We start from the raw sequence: 16,730 nt of genomic DNA on the forward strand, positions 1-16,730 counted from the left end.
TTCTTTTTTCAGAAAACTTTAATTGCGTAAATTAGGCAAAAATTTTCCTAATGATAAAACGTAATATTCTGATTGCTTCTGCATTCTTCAGTTTCTCTCTGGGGGTGGCTCAGCAATACGGTGGAATGTGGATCCCAACTGAGCTTAACGAAAAAGAAATGAAAGAGCTGGGTATGAAAATTTCTGCCAAAGATATATTCAGCACTCAAAAACCGAGTATTAAAGATGCTGTAGTTCAGTTCAACGGTGGCTGTACTGCCGAAATCATCTCACCGAAAGGCCTCCTGCTGACCAATCATCACTGCGGATACGGGCAGATTCAGTCACATTCTACGGTTCAGAACGACCTTCTTTCAAACGGATTCTGGGCAAAAAATATGCAGACGGAATTACCAAATCCCGGGGTAACAGTAGATTTCATCGTTGATATAAAAGATGTAAGTGCTCAGATTCTTGAAGGAACTCAAATTCTGCAGGAGCCGGAGCTGTCAAAAAAAATCGCAGCCAATATTGAGATTTACAAAAACTCTCAGAAAAAAGAAAGTTACCAGTCTATTTCTGTGAAACCAATGTATTACGGAAATAAATTTTACGCCTACGTCACAGAAACTTATAAAGACGTTCGTCTGGTAGGTGCACCACCGCAAAGCATCGGGAAATTCGGTTCAGATACAGACAACTGGGTTTGGCCAAGACATACGGGAGATTTTTCTATGTTCAGGATTTATGCCGATAAAAATAATAAGCCTGCAGAATATTCTAAAGATAACGTTCCTTATGTTCCGAAACACTATCTGCCGGTTTCTATCAAAGACAAAACAGAGAATGATTTTACTTTCGTTTACGGATTTCCGGGAAGAACCACAGAATATCTTCCTGCCATTGCGGTTGAAAAAATCATGACGGAAATTGATCCCGCAAGAATCGCAGTACGTGAGGTGGCTCTGAAAACTTTGGACGAAAAAATGCGTACCGACAATGCCACCAGAATTAAATACGCATCCAAATACGCATCTGTAGCCAATTACTGGAAAAAATGGATAGGAGAAGTGGAAGGTTTGAAAAAATCTAATGCGGTACAGAAAAAAGCAATGTACGAAAGCACTCTGGCAGCAAAAAACCCTGAGGTGAAAGCTACCTTAGATCAAATGAGCAAATTATACAGCGCGCAGGCACCCTACGCACTAAACAACGCCTATTACAGCGAGACAGTAAGAAACGCAGAAACTTTAATGCTTGCCAACCTGTACTCTAACTATATTACTGCAGCAGAAGCCGGCAGGATGGATGAGAAGGCAACAGCCGCTTTCAAAACAAGAGTGACCAACTTTTACAAAGATTACAGCGCTGAATTAGATGCTAAAGTGACAGCAAAACTTTTAGCCCTCTATGCAGGTAAAACTGAAGCAAGATTTTTACCGCCAGGATTTGACCAATACAAAAATGAGGCTCAGAACATTGCAAATTTTGAGGAATTATCTAAAAATTCTGTTATCACCGGAAGATCTGAAGTAAACGGAGCTTCGCTGAGTGGCGATATTGATAAAGCTTTTTCAAATCAGGATAAATTGATCAAAGCGATAAAAAAAGATGCTGTTTACCAACTTTTTATGAGTATGAAAGATACATACACGCAAAAAGTGGATCCTGAATTTACCTCAGCCCAGACAAAGATTGATGCGCTTCAAAAAACCTATATGGCTCAGCAAATGGCGACAGATAAAGACAGAAAATTCTTCCCGGATGCCAATTCTACACTTAGGGTAACCTACGGAAAAGTGAAAGGTTCCCAGCCAAGAGATGCTGTATCATATCATTATCAGACGCATTTATCTGGTGTAGTTGAAAAATATGTTCCCGGAGACTACGAATTTGATGTTCCGCAGAAGCTCCTTGATCTTTACAACAAAAAAGATTACGGAATTTACAAAGACAAATCCGGTGATGTACCTGTAGGATTTACAGCAACGAACCACACTACTGGAGGAAACTCCGGTTCGCCGGCCTTGGATGCGCAGGGAAATCTTATTGGCCTGAACTTCGACAGACAGTGGGAAGGAACGATGAGCGATATTAACTACGACCCAAAATTCAGCAGAAACATTATGGTTGACACCAAATACATTCTTTTCATCATCGATAAATTTGCCGATTCTAAATGGCTGATTGACGAAATGAAGATTGTGAAGTAATTTTCCTTACATAAAATCTCAGAATCTGCTCAAAACATTGCTTTTGAGCAGATTCTTTTTTATTTTTACATCTGAGATGCTCAAAAAGAAAATTATAAAAACTCTGGCGAATTTTGAAAATACAGATTTTTCAGAAGATTTCCCTTTGGATTACTGTCTGCCCGTGTATCACAATGTTTCTAATGAATATCTCCCCCACCTCAGGCAGATTATCAATTATAAAAACGAAAAAGAATTTGAAGCAGATCTCGATTTTTTTTCAAAACATTTTCAGTGGGTCACTTTTGAAGAATTTAAAGACTACATCAAAGGAAATTTCAAGCCTAAAAAAAAGCTAGCCCTGCTCACTTTTGACGATGGTTACAGAGAATTTTATGATGTTGTAATTCCTATCCTGGAAAGGAAAGGAATTTATGCTATGAACTTTGTGAATCCCGCTTTTATCGACAACAAAGAACTGATGTTTCGGTGTAAAGTAAGTCTCCTGCTTGAAGTGATGAATGCAATGAAGATTACAGAAAATTTTCTGCAGAATACCCCATTTGAGCAAAAGTTTGCTCTGGATAAAATTGCTCCCAAATTCGGAATTGATTTTAAAAACTATCTTGAAGAAAAAAAACCTTACCTCACCTTAGAGCAATTGCACAAAATCAAAGAAAAGGGATTTGGAATTTCTTCACACGGCTGGGATCATCCGCTGTACCATCAACTGCCGCTTGTAGAGCAAATCAGAAATACAGTGGAAGGTTATAATTACATAAAAGAAAACGGGTTTCATTACGAAAGTTTTGCCTTTCCTTTCACAGATTTTGGGGTTGAAAAAGCTTTCTTTGAAGAAATTTTTAAAAATAATGATCTGTTCTGCACATTCGGGAGTGCGGGAGTAAAATTAGATTCTGTAACACAAAATTTCCAGAGAATTCCCATGGAGACAGGAGAAAGTGCGGAAACAATTTTAAAAAACGAAACCGCATATTTCAGGCTGAAAAAACTCATCAACAAAAATTATATCCAGAGAAAATGACCGAACTGAAAACCCTCAACAAAGCTGCTCTGCATACATTTATTTCTTCAGGAGAATACCTTTCGGATCTTTTTATTCCCATCACGCAGCACCGCGCAGAGTCCCAGATCAGAAATCCGAAAGCTGATATAAACCAAACGCTTTTAATCCTGGCTTATGAGGGTGGGAAACTTGCAGGATACCTAGGCTGCCTCCCCGATTTCTTCATGATTAACGGTGAAAAACTGAATTATGCCTGGCTGAGTACGCTGTTTGTAAGCAGTGATTTCCGGGGGAAGAAAATTGCACAGAAGCTTTTAGACAAAGCCTTCGAAGAGTACGACGGAAATATTGCCATCACAGAATTTACTCCCGAAGCTGAGAGTCTTTACAACAAGATTAAGGTTTTTAAATATATCCCTCCAAAAAAAGGAATGAGATTTTATCTGAAAACTGATTTTCAAAACATTATTCCGGCGAAAAAAGCGCAGTTGAAAAATTTGAAACCGATTTTCAGATTTTCAGATATTATTTTGAACAGTTTGATTTCATTTAAAAATTCTTTTCAGGAAAAACCAGATTTTAAATTTGAAATCCTGTCTGAAATTGATGAGGAAAGTAAGAATTTTATAACTCAGTTTCCTTCCAACCGAACTGCCGAAGAAATCAACTGGTTTGTAAAAAATCCATGGATTCTGGAAGGTGAAAAACCAGATTCTGATTATCTTTTTTCAAGTTATTCAAAAGAATTCAAATATTTCTGGATTAAAATTTTTGATCCGCAAAATCAGCTGGAAACTTCTGCGCTACTGCTTCTGCGTGACGGGCATTTAAAAATACCTTATATTTTTTCTGAAAACAATCTCAAAAATTTTACTGAATTTCTGTTCTGGTTTTCAGAAAAAAAGAAAGTAAAACTGATAACAAGTTATCAGACTGATTTAAACTGTGAAATTGAAAAGAGCGGAAATCTGCCGAATATCTACAGCAAGACCGCGGAAAGACGTTACATGTTTCACGAAAAAATGTTGAGCGATCTGCCAGAGAATTTTATACCGAACTTTCAGGATGGAGACGGCGACTGCGCATTAACCTGATTTTATTTTTGCTTAGAGTATAATTGCAAACTGTTGATTTTCAATCCAAAAAAAGAAGTTTTATAAGATTTTTTTCGTAATTTGCTGATATCCAACATTAAAAACCGATCTTATGAAAACAAAATTACTATTAGCAACAGTCTTTTTTCTGTTTTGCCACTTGCAGTATTTTGCGCAAAATGTAATTCTAGCCGTAAACTCGACCTCTAAAACAGTTGCACAGCTGAATGCCACCGACGGGACAGTGATCAATGCCAATTTCATCAACCTTTCTTCTCTGAGCCCGGGAACTATTAAAGGAATTATCCGTGTGCAGGATAAAATCTGGATTTCTGACCAGACCGATAATGTGATTTACATCTATAATCTTGATGGCACTTATTCTTCTACTATCCCATCAACAGTGGGTTTAAGCAACATCCGCGGATTGAATGTTGTGAATAGTGAAGTTTGGGTCACGAATGCGGGTACAACCAATGGAGCGACTGCCAATTCTATACGCAGATTAAGTTTTGCGGGTGCTTCTCTGGGAGTTTACCCTACCCTTGGCTCCCCTTTCGATGTACTTGATGTAGGAAATGGGACGGCTTACATCACATCTTTTAATTCGGAAGGAATTCAGACGATGAATTATGCAGGAACTGTGACCGGAAATTTTGTGAATTCAGGGGTTTTCACAGGAATTCAGCAGATTACAAAACTGCAGAACGGAAATTATCTCATTGCAGTTTTTTCCAACAACAGCAGTGCAGGGAATAATGCAGGTGTCTATCATATTTCTGCCACAAACGGCAGCATTCTCAATTCTTATTTAGTAGGAGGTGCAAGAGGATGTGCCCAAATGGGAAATGGAAATTATCTCTATACAACAGGAAGCGGTGTTTCCAGTATCAACGCGACCACGGGTGCTACTTCACTGATTATTTCAGGCAGTTATCAATATCTTAAAGCTCTTGATTTAACATTAAGTGTAAGCGAAGCAAAACAGGAAATTGAAGCAAAAATCTATCCCAATCCAACAAGCGGAATGGTAAACGTCTCGGCTGAAAATGAAATTGAAGTCATCACTTTTTACTCTTTAAACGGGCAGATTTTAAAAACTGAAAAAATCAACCGCGAGAGAAAAATCAGCCTTGATATTTCGGGATTTTCATCAGGAATTTATCTTATAAAGGTGAAAACAAACAAAGGTGAAAAAACAGTGAAAATTATCAAAAAATAATTCGGATTTTCTTTCACTGAAAAACAAATTAAAAGGCGACAATTCAGTCCTGTCGCCTTTTTATTTTTAAAACATTTCTAATATTAATGTCCGAAAATATCTGTTAAATCCAGTTCTTTAAATTCTCCCATTTTTGAAACCGCCTCCATATTCAGATTTTCTCTTTTTCCGATTAATGCGGTATTAAAATTCAGAGTTTTCACGTGAGAATTGTAAAACTCCCTCATTTCATGAAAATCAAGATTTTGAATCTGACTGTAAATATCTTTTCTGATATCGTAATTCACGCCTAATTTCTGCAGCCTCAAAGTATTGAAGAAAATATTTGTTCTGGTAATTCTTGTAGATGCAATCTGTTTTAAAGCTGCATTGCGGGCATTTTCAAACTGAACCGGAACTTCAGGAAGTTCAGACATCAGTTCAGACAGTGTGTCTACCGCAATCTTTATTTTATCAGGCTGCGTTCCGATGTAGGAAGTGATGTAATCCGGGTGAAAAAGCTCAGAATTAGGAGCGTAGGAAACGTATGCAGAATACGCCAGACTTTTGCTTTCACGTATTTCCTGAAAAACGATGGACGATAAACCGCGCCCAAAATATTCGTTAAAAATATTGATTTTACCGAAATTTCCCAGATTCACCTCCTTCCCTTTCGCAATTCTGCTCATTTCCATCTGAACCATGTCGTAATTTACAAAATAAACATTTCCACCGGTTTCCTGTTCGGGATATTCTTTTTTTGAAGGTATCTGAAGTGTTTCTTCAGCAATATAATCTACGATATAATTTTTAAAGCAAATTAAATCTTTTCCGTAGAAAAATATCTGATAAGGATAATTGAAAATATTTTTGATTCGTGCCGTAAAATCTTCAACATCAGAATTGAGAAGTTCTTCTTTAGAAATCACATCCGTAAACCTTGAATCTGCACCCAGCTTTGTATAATTGGTCAATGCCTGCATGATTCTGTTTTTATCTTTCTTTACAGCCATTCTGTTTTCTAAAACCGTTTCTACAAACTGATTATAAATTTCCTGATCTGGCTGTACATTCTGCATCCAGTGCTGTAGCAGCTGAATTCCTTTCTCTATATTTTCTTCCAAACCACTGATTGAGATGGTAAGCTGATCACTGGTTGTTTTAAAATCATTGCTGACACCTATTTTGTAGAACTCTTTTTTCAGCTCATCCGGCGAAAAGCGGTCTGTCCCCAGATATTGCATTACCTGTGTAGCAAGGCCCAAATCTCTGTCGTGATCGCTCCCCAACGGAAAAATAAAGTGAACCTGGGCAACGTCATTGTATTTGTTTTTTACAAAACTTAGTTTTTTGGATGCAATTACTTCAGTGATGATTTCCTTTTCATAATCTATAAATTCTGGCTGGATATCATCCGTTTTATCTTCAAGAATTTCTGTAAGAAAATCAGACTTGTCGTTGCGGTTTATTTTAACAGCTGTAATTCCGGGATTTTCTACTCTCAGAAGATTTTCGTTAACGCCTTTCTCTTTGTAAATAATGACATAATTGTCTTTAAAAAATTCCTGGGCAAAATTAACGACATCATCTTTTGTAATTGCCGCATAATCGTTCATCTCGTTAAGCTCCTGCTCCCACGTTCTCCCTTTGATGAAGGTGTCATAAAGGTTTGTGGCAAGACCTTCAGCAGTTTCAAGCGCTTTCATTCTCTGAAGTTTGAAGTCGCTGATGATCGCCGGAAGCATCCAATCTGGAAATTCACCTTTTTTAATGAAATTAATCTGCTCGAGCATCATTTCTTTAGCTTCATCCAAAGTCTGGGATTCCTTCGGTACACCTACCAGAGAAAAATAACCGTACTCTTTTAAACCTAAAGAATAAGCCTGCGCCCAAAGCAGTTTCTGAGTCTGATTAATGTTCAGATCCAATAAACCAGCCTCGCCTCTGTTAGTCAAAAGATGAACAACAACATCAGCAAGAATCGCTTCTTTTGTTCCGTAACTGTCAGTACGCCAAGCCACCTGCACTCTTGGAGTGGTAGGACTTGCTACTGTTCTGCTGATAATTTCAGTAATTGGCTTTTCTACAATTTTATTTTTTGGCGGAAGCTCGCGGTAGGGAATATTTCCAAAATACTGATCGATCAGGGCAATGGTTTTGTCAAAATCAAGATCTCCTACCAACACAAATGCATAATTATTCGGAACGTAATATTCTTCAAAATATTTGTGAATAGCCTTCATCGAAGGGTTTCGCAAATGCTCAGCCTTTCCCAGTGTTGTTTGCTGCCCATTAGGATGGTTAGGAAAAAGTGCGTCCATCAGCTCATAATTCACCAAACGGGAATCATTATCCTGCGCTCTGTTGAATTCTTCATAAACAGACTCCAGTTCTGTATGAAAAAGCCTCAACACCATTCCGGAGAAGCGTTCTCTTTCCACTTTAAGCCATTTTTCGAGCTCATTGGCGGGTATTACATTTTTATAAACGGTTTCGTCAAACCAGGTATGGGCATTCGTACCGGAAGCTCCAAGGGAAGAAATTGCCTTATCGTATTCGTTGGCAATGGCAAATTTGCTTGCTTCCTGAGAAACCTCATCAATTTTCCTGTAAATTTCTTTTTTATTCTCGGGGTTCTGTTCTGCCTTGTGCTTTTCGTAGAGATCAGAAATTTTTTCTAAAAGTATTTTTTCCTGTTCCCAGTTTGAAGTCCCTAACCTGGAAGTTCCCTTAAACATCATGTGCTCAAGATAATGGGCAAGACCGGTATTGTCTGAAGGGTCGTTATTACTTCCCGTTTTTACAGGAATGAAAGTCTGGATTCTGGGAGCATCAAAATTCTGTGCGAGAAACACCTGAAGGCCATTCCTCAGCGTGTAAATCCTGACTTTATTTTCGTCATGACTTACTGTTGTATAGGGGAAATCTACTGATGCAGCGGCATCTTTAATTTCTTTGTGTATAATCGTATTCATTAAATTTCAATCGATGGATTTATACAAATTTACCGAAAAAATAGGAATTCTGATAGATAAAGTTTTCCCAATAAGTAGGAGATAATTGGAAATTTCTATCCAAAAAGTCATTATTTTTCTATGATTTTTGCTAAATTCACAAATCCGAAATTTTCAAAACACTAAAACTAAAAACTAAATTCATGACTGAAAGAAAACTGACAGAAAATGAAACTGATGAGATTTTGAAAACTCTGAAAACCAGAATTCTTAAAAACAGATTTAACCTGAAAAATCTAGATTGGGAAGCTGTAGAGCAGAAACTCCGTTCATATCCTGACCGATTATGGAGTCTGGAACAAATGGATAAAACCGGCGGCGAACCGGAAATTACAGACAATACGAAAGAACTGGTTTTCTGTGACTGCTCAAAAGAAAGCCCATCGGGCAGAAGAAGTTTCTGCTATGATCACGAAGCACTTTCTGCCAGAAAAGAAAACAAACCAGAGAATTCTGCTGTAAATTCAGCAGAGGAAATGGGCATAGAACTTCTGGACGAAAAACAATACCGGCATCTGCAAAGCCTTGATACCTTTGACGAAAAAACATCAAGCTGGATCAAAACTCCTGATGAGATCAGAAAATTAGGTGGATCTCTATTCTGTGACCGAAGATATAATTCTGTTTTCCTGTATCATAACGGTGCACAATCTTATTATGCATCCAGAGGTTTCAGAGGAACTGTGAAATTTTAAATAAAAAAAGCTGCGTTTTTAACAACGCAGCCCCAACTAAAAACTAAAGTTTATAAATTTTATTATTTAAAAACCTTATCTTAAAAAACATTTTTCTAGTAAAAACAAGTTACCCTTATCAATTTATCAGCCAAATTTTGTCTGATGACTTCCTGTGTTTTTAGAATCCTTCTGAGAATAACTTGATGTTGCAAAAATAATCCCACGTTTGAATACTTTATTTGCAAAAAATTACAAATAATTTGTGATTTTAAACATAAAATATCAAATATTTACAGTTTATTTTTTAAGGATTTGCAGCACAAAATTGCAAATTTGTAATTTCATTTTCATAAAGTACGTTCATATTGTGCGAAGTGTATCAAATTGTAATTTTAAAATTACATTTATCACAGATTTGAAACAATCGCAGATTTTGGAAAATATCGGCCAATACTTTACCTTTGAATTTTTAAAATAAGAATATGAGCGTACAGGTTTTAGATTTTTGGGTAGGAAATTTCAGAAATGAAGATGACTTTTTCCGGTTTGCAGAAGAAGATGAAAATTATTACACAGAAGAAGAATCTGATGACACTTATATTTCAAAATTTGCGGAGTCTCAGGATACAGTTTGGTTTGATCAGGATCTGATGGAATATGGTTTCGAACAAAGCATTCAGCATTTTTCTGAATATTCTTTTGCCGAGCAGTGGCTTCCGGTTTTATACAACAGAATCAATGAGATGAATCTGAAATTTGATATCAACTCGCTTGTTTTCGTAAGCAAGGGACAGATTCCCAACCCGAAATCTGTGGAAAATGATGAGTTTTCTTTGGTTTATTTGGGTGAAATTGAGTTTGAATATTAAACCTAAAAATCAAAATTTACTTTTTACAACATCGTAAAAGTACGGCGGTCTTACTCCCATTGGATAAACTACAAATCGTCCTTTATTGGAAAAGAAAGTAATAAAGCCGTCTTCTTTAGATTCATTTGGATAAAATATTACCTCAACTGACTTTATTTTTGATGAGTTTTCTTCAATTTTCCCAATTTCATAATGCTCAAATATGAAAGGAGTATCATCAGGAAAATCATAATAAGTGATTTCTTTTTTATCAAAATTGATGTAAGCATTTTGTTCTTTATCAACAAATATTTTATAATTTGTAAAATACTTTTCGATATCAATTTTATTTTTAAACGGAATAAAATCTGCATCCGGATTGGCAAATAATATATCATCTACAGTTTCTGTTTCTAATGCCAGTAAGGTGAGTCTGTCTTTTTCTACTCTGAAATAAAAATCAAACGTCTTTTTCTGATCTTTTGAAATTCCGGTTGCCCTGAAATTACATAAAATCTCCAGTTTTTTATTGTCTTCAAAAAATGAATCAGGATGGGATGTGTAAGAATTATCGAAATTTTTTAAAGAAAAACTACCATTGTTTTTGCTGACGAAAAAACCGGTTTCTGCAAACTTAAAATCTCCGATATAATTTGGTGATTGATTTAACTTTACGTTTTCAAAAATCTCACTTTCTAACCAGTCTATTTCATCTTCAACGCTTGATTTCAAACTGATGATCGGATATGGTCCGTCGTGATAATACATCATCATACCCAATTTTGGATCTATGTACTGATCTAAATTTTTGGCTTTATGAGAATTAAAATCTTTTGCAAACTTAGAAAAAACTGATAAAGAATCTATTTCTGCTTTTACAGAATCATTTGATTTTAAAGTCGAAACGACTGTTTTCTCATGTACTTTTTTATCTGATTTAAAATAAAAAACTAAAGAAATTACTGCTGCGATCAGCAGAAAAAACAGAAAATATGCCGTTTTGGTTTTCACTTTTCAGCTATTAAAATTAATGCGCTTCCAGCCAGTTCTTCCCTACTCCAACCTCTACCAATAGCGGAACCTGCGTTTCTATAGCATTTTCCATTTCGGTTTTAATGATATGTTTGGCGACTTCTACCTCATCAAGTGGAGATTCGAAAATCAATTCGTCATGTACCTGAAGTAACATTTTTGTCTGCAGTTTTTCTTTCTCTAATTCTTTCTGAATTTTAATCATTGCCATTTTCACAACATCTGCGGCACTTCCCTGAATGGGCGCATTCACGGCGTTTCTTTCGGCGTGAGCACGCACCACGAAGTTTCCGGAATTGATGTCTTTTAAGTGACGTTTTCTTCCCAAAATCGTTTCAACATAACCAATTTCACGGGCTCTCTCAACCTGTTTAGCCATGTAAGCTTTTAATTTTGGATAGGTTTCATAATAGGCTTCGATCATCTGCTTGGCTTCAGATCTTGACAAACCAGTCTGTTCTGCCAAAGCAAAGGCGCCCTGACCGTACAAAATTCCAAAGTTGACGGTTTTTGCCTGTCCACGCTGTGTTTTTGAAACTTCTTCCAATGGAATATTAAATAATTTTGCAGCAGTAGAAGCGTGAATATCTTCTCCATCCTGAAACGCTTTAATCATGTTGTCTTCACCTGAAATTTCGGCAATCAAACGCAATTCAATCTGAGAATAATCGGCAGAAATAATTTGTTTTCCTTCACCTGAAACAAACGCTCCACGGATTTGCTGACCTCTCAGTGTACGGATTGGAATATTCTGTAAATTCGGATTTACACTTGCCAGACGACCTGTTGCAGCTGTGGTTTGAGAGAAATTGGTATGAACTCGGTTGTCGGTTTTTTCAATCTGCGAAGGTAAAGCATCAACATAGGTAGATTTCAGTTTCTGATAGGTTCTGTACTCTAAAATATGCTGAATAATCTCGTGTTTTGAAGATAATTTCTGCAAGACATCTTCAGAAGTAGCGTATTGTCCGGTTTTTGTCTTTTTGGCCTTTGGGTCGAGCTGCATTTTTTCAAACAAGACATCGCCCAGTTGTTTCGGCGAATTCATATTAAATTCCTCGCCGGAAATTTCAAATATTTTAGCTTCTAACTGTCTTAAATCATTTTCAAGGTCGATGCTTTCCTGAGCAAGCCATTTTTCGTCTAAAGAAATTCCCTCCAATTCCATTTTTGCTAAAACTTCCATCAACGGCATTTCGATGTTGAAGAAAAGGTCTTCTAAGTTTTCTTTCTTCAGTTGCGGTGCAAACAACTCGTAAAGTTGGAACGTAATATCAGCATCTTCGGCAGCATAATCAGTCTGCGTCCTCAAATCTGCATCTCTGAAATTACCCTGATTTTTTCCTTTTTTGCCGATAATAGTTTCAATGGAAACAGGTTTATAATTTAAGTAAACTTCTGAAAGATAATCCATTCCGTGTCTTCCGTCCGGATTTAAAAGGTAATGAGCGATCATCGTATCGAACATTGCTCCTTTTACGGTAAGATTATATTTCTGAAGAACTTTGTAATCGTATTTTAAGTTGTGAGCGATTTTTACCAAATCTTCCTTCTCAAAAAATGGTCTGAAAATTTCTAAGGTCTGCAAAACTTCGCCCTGATCTTCGGAAAGCGGAACGTAATAAGCCAGACCTTTTTTATAGGAAAAACTCATTCCAACCAATTCGGCTTCCAGTTCATTTAAAGAAGTCGTTTCTGTATCGAAACAAACTGCTTTTTGATTTAAAAGATTTTGGACGAATATTTTCTGCGCTTTCGGATTGTCTACAAACTGATATAAATGGTCATTTTCTGCAATGGTAGATTTTGTGGAAGTTGCCTGATCCAATTCTTCATAAGTCGCAAAAAGATCGAGCTGGCCAACAATCCCCCTCGCCCCCGAAGGGGGAGCAGTGTCAGAAGTTTGTGCTTTTTGCGCTTCATTATTAGAATCGTTCGCCCCTTCGGGGGAAAGGGGAACAGCGAAAGCCCGATAGAGATTTTCATACAGTCTTCTGAATTCAATCTCGTCGAAGATTTCTTTTACTTTTTCAAAATCTGGAGTTTCGAGATCGTATTGTTCCTGATGAAATTCTACGGGAGCATCGCAGATAATGGTGGCTAATTTTTTAGATAAAATTCCACGCTCTGCCGAGGCTTCAATTTTTTCTTTGATTTTTCCTTTAAGCTGATGCGTGTTGGCCAAAAGATTTTCAATGCTTCCAAATTCCTGTAAGAATTTCATGGCTGTTTTTTCGCCCACACCATCCAAACCTGGTATATTATCCACGGCATCGCCCATCATTGCAAGAAAATCGATGACCTGCTTCGGATCCTGAATTCCGTATTTTGCTTTAACTTCTTCAACGCCTAAAATTTCAATTTCACCACCTTTTAAACCTGGTTTGTAAATTTTAATTTTATCTGTCACCAACTGCGCAAAATCTTTATCGGGAGTTACCATAAAAGTGGTGTAACCTTCTTTTTCGGCTTTACACGCAAGAGTTCCAATCAAATCATCGGCTTCATAACCTTCCACACCCATGTGCGGAATGTGCATGGCATCTAAAATCCTGTGCAGATAAGGAATTGCAACCCTGATGGCCTCAGGAGTTTCGCTGCGGTTGGCTTTATATTCTGCAAAATCATTGGTTCTGATACTTGCCTGCCCCACATCAAAAATTACAGCTAGGTGAGTGGGTCTTTCTCTCCTGATTAATTCAATCAAAGAGTTTGTAAAACCAAAAATTGCTGAAGTATCCACTCCCGTACTTGTAATTCTCGGGCTTCTGATCAATGCGTAATAACCTCTGAAAATCATTGCATAAGCATCGATTAGAAATAGCCTTTTGTCTTGTGTTGCGTCCATATTTTGAATAATGAACAAATATAAGAAAATGGGATTGTTTGGGGTGGGTTTTTGTAATGCAAAAAGAATTATTACAGATTATAAATTTTACAGAATACTTAAGTAATATAACAAATACCTAAAGACTTTGGTATCGCATCAAAGTAGCCCTTTTTTCAAATTTCGCTATTGTATGCGATTCTGAGATTAGATTTTGCAGATTGACAATACTTCTTTTCTATATATGAACAGCCGAGGGATCAGGATATATGTTTTGGTTTTGAATACCTTTTATCTGTTTTTCATGAAAATTATTTTTCGAACATATTTTTGAATTCTTCTTTGTCATAAAAAATTTCAGATACTGTTCTACGAAGATGAGGTTAGCCTGTTATGAAACTTTAGACGGATTTTTTGAGAAACCACCTTGCAGATTTAGAAAGATCTATAGCAAATATTGGTACTGGATTTTCTTTTGTTCCATGTTTTTTTGATTGCAACTGATCTTGATTTATTCTTACACTCAATAAATCACCATTTTTCATTTCTTCGCAGTACCATATGCCTCTCTTCTGAATTGGAGTCAAAACCTTTAAATAGCATCAGAGAAAAATGTTTCTTATATTTTTCAGAGTAAAATAAGTATCTGTTATAAAAACGCAGAAGGATTTTCTCTTCTACTTAATCCAATAATATATTGTGTGGAAGACCTCTCCGCCTCTGGCTTCAATCGTACAGTATCGATAAATGAGTGATTAATGTATACAGTGACATTATTTTCTGTAACATTATTTCCTCGAAAAAAAAGAAAATTTACTAATAAGATAAAAGGGGTATTCCGATTAATACTCCGATAGCATAGCCCATTTTTTTCATTAAATTTATTTTTTATTAGCAATGACTTCAATATTATTCTTTCTATCTAACAGTTCTAAATCATTTGATTTTGCAAAAACTGGTTATAAAGAATAATAACACTGCTGCTAATATTTAGCTTTAAAAACACTTAATTCTTGTTACTTATCTAGTTTTGCCACGATACTTATTCCATTTCCAGCATCTTCCGCCATGGCATTGGCTAGAGCCTTCCTGGAATCTTCAGAGAAATACGTTGCAATAAAAGGAAAAGCGAATGCAATAAATCCGCCACCTTTTACTCCGGCAGTTCCTATATTTTTAATGTTTTGAAGCCGTACTTTAGGTAAATCCTCAGCTAATGACGGTAAATTTCTTGGTCTTACATTCCCTAGTCCGTCTTTTGATGTTGCAATCATAGAATTTGGATATTTTCCTGAACGAATATTTTCTACAATCTGCTTTCCTTCAGGAGTTTTCCAAATTTCCCTTGAATCAACATTTTTTAAAACTTCCAAGTCTTTTGCCAACTGACTTCCCTGTCGAATTTCTATTACATTACCTTTAATATCTTTTATATACCAGAAAGGATTGACGAAATAAGGAGCCGACAAACCCTCTTTTCCTACATTCAAAATATCGGGGCTCCCCAAATCTCCAGGGGTGGAATTTAGTGGATCGTTAACATAACCGGGAATTAAACTATTGGGATCAACTTCATTGTTCATGTCTTGATAATGCGGATTGTTTTCCAATGAATTTTCTCTGATAAGTTCTTTTTCACCGGTAGTTGCAACATGCATAAAAGCCATAGTTCCTCCCATCCATAGCAATGTTTTAGCAATTCCGATTTCTACAGCAGCCACTACAAATCCTGCTCCTCCGAAAAATGATGCAACTGCATTAAAAGCTATTTCCTTACTGTTATTATCATGAATTTCCTGAGCATATTTTTTGGCTACTGCATAACTAAAAACGGGGGTAATTATTCCTCCCGCATCACATGAAAGCATTGAATTTTGAGTGATTGCATTACTTTTATCAAAATATACTTTCTCATGTTTTATCTTCCAATTTCCTTTTTCCAGAGAACCGGAACACATGTGATCTATTTTTGTTGCTTTGTAAGCACCGTAAGCCATAAAGCCTACACCAACTGCGAGAACTGCCCATCCCACTGGTCCTGACAAAACCAAAGCTGCCCCAACAATAAGTCCTGCCCCAAAACATAAAAAGCTCCACATTGCGTTCTTTGGACTTTTGCAGGGAAACTCTATATTTATATTCTTATCATCAACATTTAATAATGGTCTTGTTTTATCATCACCATAGAAAACAGTTATTGTTGCTCTGGTAGGAATTAACATCCTTGGTTCTGCATCTGTCTGAAAAGTACAGATGGCATAAACATTTTTTGGTATGTACGAAGCGCTCATAGTGAATTTTTATTTTGGTTTTGAATACCAATACTTATTTGACATTCCAATACTTTTTACTTTTTTGAAACCTAATTCAGATTGTGTTGTTTGAATTAAACTTTTCAATACGCTGCCTTTTTCATCATCATATTTATTACGATATCCGGAATCATTCAGGTAAATTATTTTTCCATCTGTAAATTCGAACTTTATTTTTATCAATGATTTTTTCAGTAAAACTGATGTTGTTTCATAATCATAACTGTAAAAACCAGATATATCATCTTTTAAATATTTTTGTTGTTTTCCATCGCTTTCGATAAACATATATTGCTCACTAAACCATATAGATATGTTTCTCGAACTTTTTTTTATAATAAGTACAATTGTACCAAAACATAATCCTGTGAAAATCATAACAAAACCAAGCCTGAAATTATCTCCAAGAAATATGTAATACAAAAATCCATATAGAAGTAGGCAAGGTAATGCAATTAATACTCCCCACGCATCGTGGTGCATGTATACATTAAAAAGTACAAATTTTCTATTACTAGACATACATC

Annotated in this window: 11 protein-coding genes; 6 read left to right on the top strand and 5 right to left on the bottom strand. The window is 36.2% G+C overall.

The genetic code is table 11. From position 1 onward, the window contains the following. Positions 1 to 50 precede the first annotated feature (50 nt). The 4 genes from ASG31_RS13360 (at position 51) to ASG31_RS13375 (ending at position 5,514) form a co-directional block, all read left to right on the top strand. On the top strand, positions 51 to 2,192 hold the full coding sequence (locus tag ASG31_RS13360; protein WP_056033471.1) for a S46 family peptidase: 2,142 nt from the start codon (positions 51 to 53) through the stop codon (positions 2,190 to 2,192). A 43-nt stretch (positions 2,193 to 2,235) separates the two neighbouring features. Beyond that, a complete protein-coding gene (locus ASG31_RS13365; RefSeq protein WP_231433734.1) occupies positions 2,236 to 3,216 on the top strand; it encodes a polysaccharide deacetylase family protein in 981 nt (326 codons plus the stop codon). After that, positions 3,213 to 4,292, top strand: a complete 1,080-nt coding sequence (locus ASG31_RS13370; protein ID WP_056033477.1) for a GNAT family N-acetyltransferase — start codon at positions 3,213 to 3,215, stop codon at positions 4,290 to 4,292. Before ASG31_RS13365 ends, ASG31_RS13370 begins: the two co-directional genes overlap by 4 nt. Positions 4,293 to 4,404: 112 nt before the next feature. After that, positions 4,405 to 5,514: a T9SS type A sorting domain-containing protein gene (locus ASG31_RS13375; protein ID WP_082504561.1), complete on the top strand. Its 1,110-nt coding sequence runs from the start codon at positions 4,405 to 4,407 to the stop codon at positions 5,512 to 5,514. 83 nt (positions 5,515 to 5,597) lie between these two features. Here ASG31_RS13375 and ASG31_RS13380 read toward each other — a convergent pair whose 3' ends face one another. Then, positions 5,598 to 8,468, bottom strand: coding sequence for a M16 family metallopeptidase (locus ASG31_RS13380; RefSeq protein WP_056033492.1), 2,871 nt, complete (start codon positions 8,466 to 8,468; stop codon positions 5,598 to 5,600). Between the two features lie 182 nt (positions 8,469 to 8,650). On the opposite strand from ASG31_RS13380, the gene ASG31_RS13385 reads away from it, so the two are divergent. Both ASG31_RS13385 and ASG31_RS13390 read left to right on the top strand, forming a co-directional pair. Continuing rightward, a complete protein-coding gene (locus ASG31_RS13385) occupies positions 8,651 to 9,202 on the top strand; it encodes a DUF4256 domain-containing protein (RefSeq protein ID WP_056033495.1) in 552 nt (183 codons plus the stop codon). Positions 9,203 to 9,666: 464 nt separating this feature from the next. Further along, positions 9,667 to 10,053: an immunity 22 family protein gene (locus tag ASG31_RS13390; RefSeq protein ID WP_056033502.1), complete on the top strand. Its 387-nt coding sequence runs from the start codon at positions 9,667 to 9,669 to the stop codon at positions 10,051 to 10,053. Positions 10,054 to 10,062: 9 nt separating this feature from the next. Here ASG31_RS13390 and ASG31_RS13395 read toward each other — a convergent pair whose 3' ends face one another. The 4 genes from ASG31_RS13395 to ASG31_RS13415 all read right to left on the bottom strand — a co-directional run bounded on the left by ASG31_RS13395 (position 10,063) and on the right by ASG31_RS13415 (position 16,725). Next, positions 10,063 to 11,043 (bottom strand): hypothetical protein, encoded by a 981-nt coding sequence (locus ASG31_RS13395; protein ID WP_056033505.1) that lies wholly within the window; start codon positions 11,041 to 11,043, stop codon positions 10,063 to 10,065. Between the two features lie 16 nt (positions 11,044 to 11,059). Continuing rightward, a complete protein-coding gene (gene polA, locus ASG31_RS13400; protein WP_056033508.1) occupies positions 11,060 to 13,912 on the bottom strand; it encodes a DNA polymerase I in 2,853 nt (950 codons plus the stop codon). Between the two features lie 995 nt (positions 13,913 to 14,907). Next, on the bottom strand, positions 14,908 to 16,182 hold the full coding sequence (locus ASG31_RS13410) for a DUF4280 domain-containing protein (RefSeq protein ID WP_117585851.1): 1,275 nt from the start codon (positions 16,180 to 16,182) through the stop codon (positions 14,908 to 14,910). Between the two features lie 9 nt (positions 16,183 to 16,191). Then, a complete protein-coding gene (locus ASG31_RS13415; RefSeq protein ID WP_131725554.1) occupies positions 16,192 to 16,725 on the bottom strand; it encodes a hypothetical protein in 534 nt (177 codons plus the stop codon). Positions 16,726 to 16,730 lie beyond the last annotated feature (5 nt).

It is taken from the genome of Chryseobacterium sp. Leaf404, from assembly GCF_001424145.1.
Lineage (GTDB): Bacteria > Bacteroidota > Bacteroidia > Flavobacteriales > Weeksellaceae > Chryseobacterium.

Bases quoted from the DNA above. Each gene is read 5' to 3' on its own strand.
- ASG31_RS13385 (WP_056033495.1), top strand. From the start codon at position 8,651: ATGACTGAAAGAAAACTGACAGAAAATGAAACTGATGAGATTTTGAAA.
- polA (WP_056033508.1), bottom strand. From the start codon at position 13,912: ATGGACGCAACACAAGACAAAAGGCTATTTCTAATCGATGCTTATGCA.
- ASG31_RS13380 (WP_056033492.1), bottom strand. From the start codon at position 8,468: ATGAATACGATTATACACAAAGAAATTAAAGATGCCGCTGCATCAGTA.
- ASG31_RS13410 (WP_117585851.1), bottom strand. From the start codon at position 16,182: ATGAGCGCTTCGTACATACCAAAAAATGTTTATGCCATCTGTACTTTT.
- ASG31_RS13390 (WP_056033502.1), top strand. From the start codon at position 9,667: ATGAGCGTACAGGTTTTAGATTTTTGGGTAGGAAATTTCAGAAATGAA.
- ASG31_RS13375 (WP_082504561.1), top strand. From the start codon at position 4,405: ATGAAAACAAAATTACTATTAGCAACAGTCTTTTTTCTGTTTTGCCAC.
- ASG31_RS13370 (WP_056033477.1), top strand. From the start codon at position 3,213: ATGACCGAACTGAAAACCCTCAACAAAGCTGCTCTGCATACATTTATT.
- ASG31_RS13360 (WP_056033471.1), top strand. From the start codon at position 51: ATGATAAAACGTAATATTCTGATTGCTTCTGCATTCTTCAGTTTCTCT.
- ASG31_RS13415 (WP_131725554.1), bottom strand. From the start codon at position 16,725: ATGTCTAGTAATAGAAAATTTGTACTTTTTAATGTATACATGCACCAC.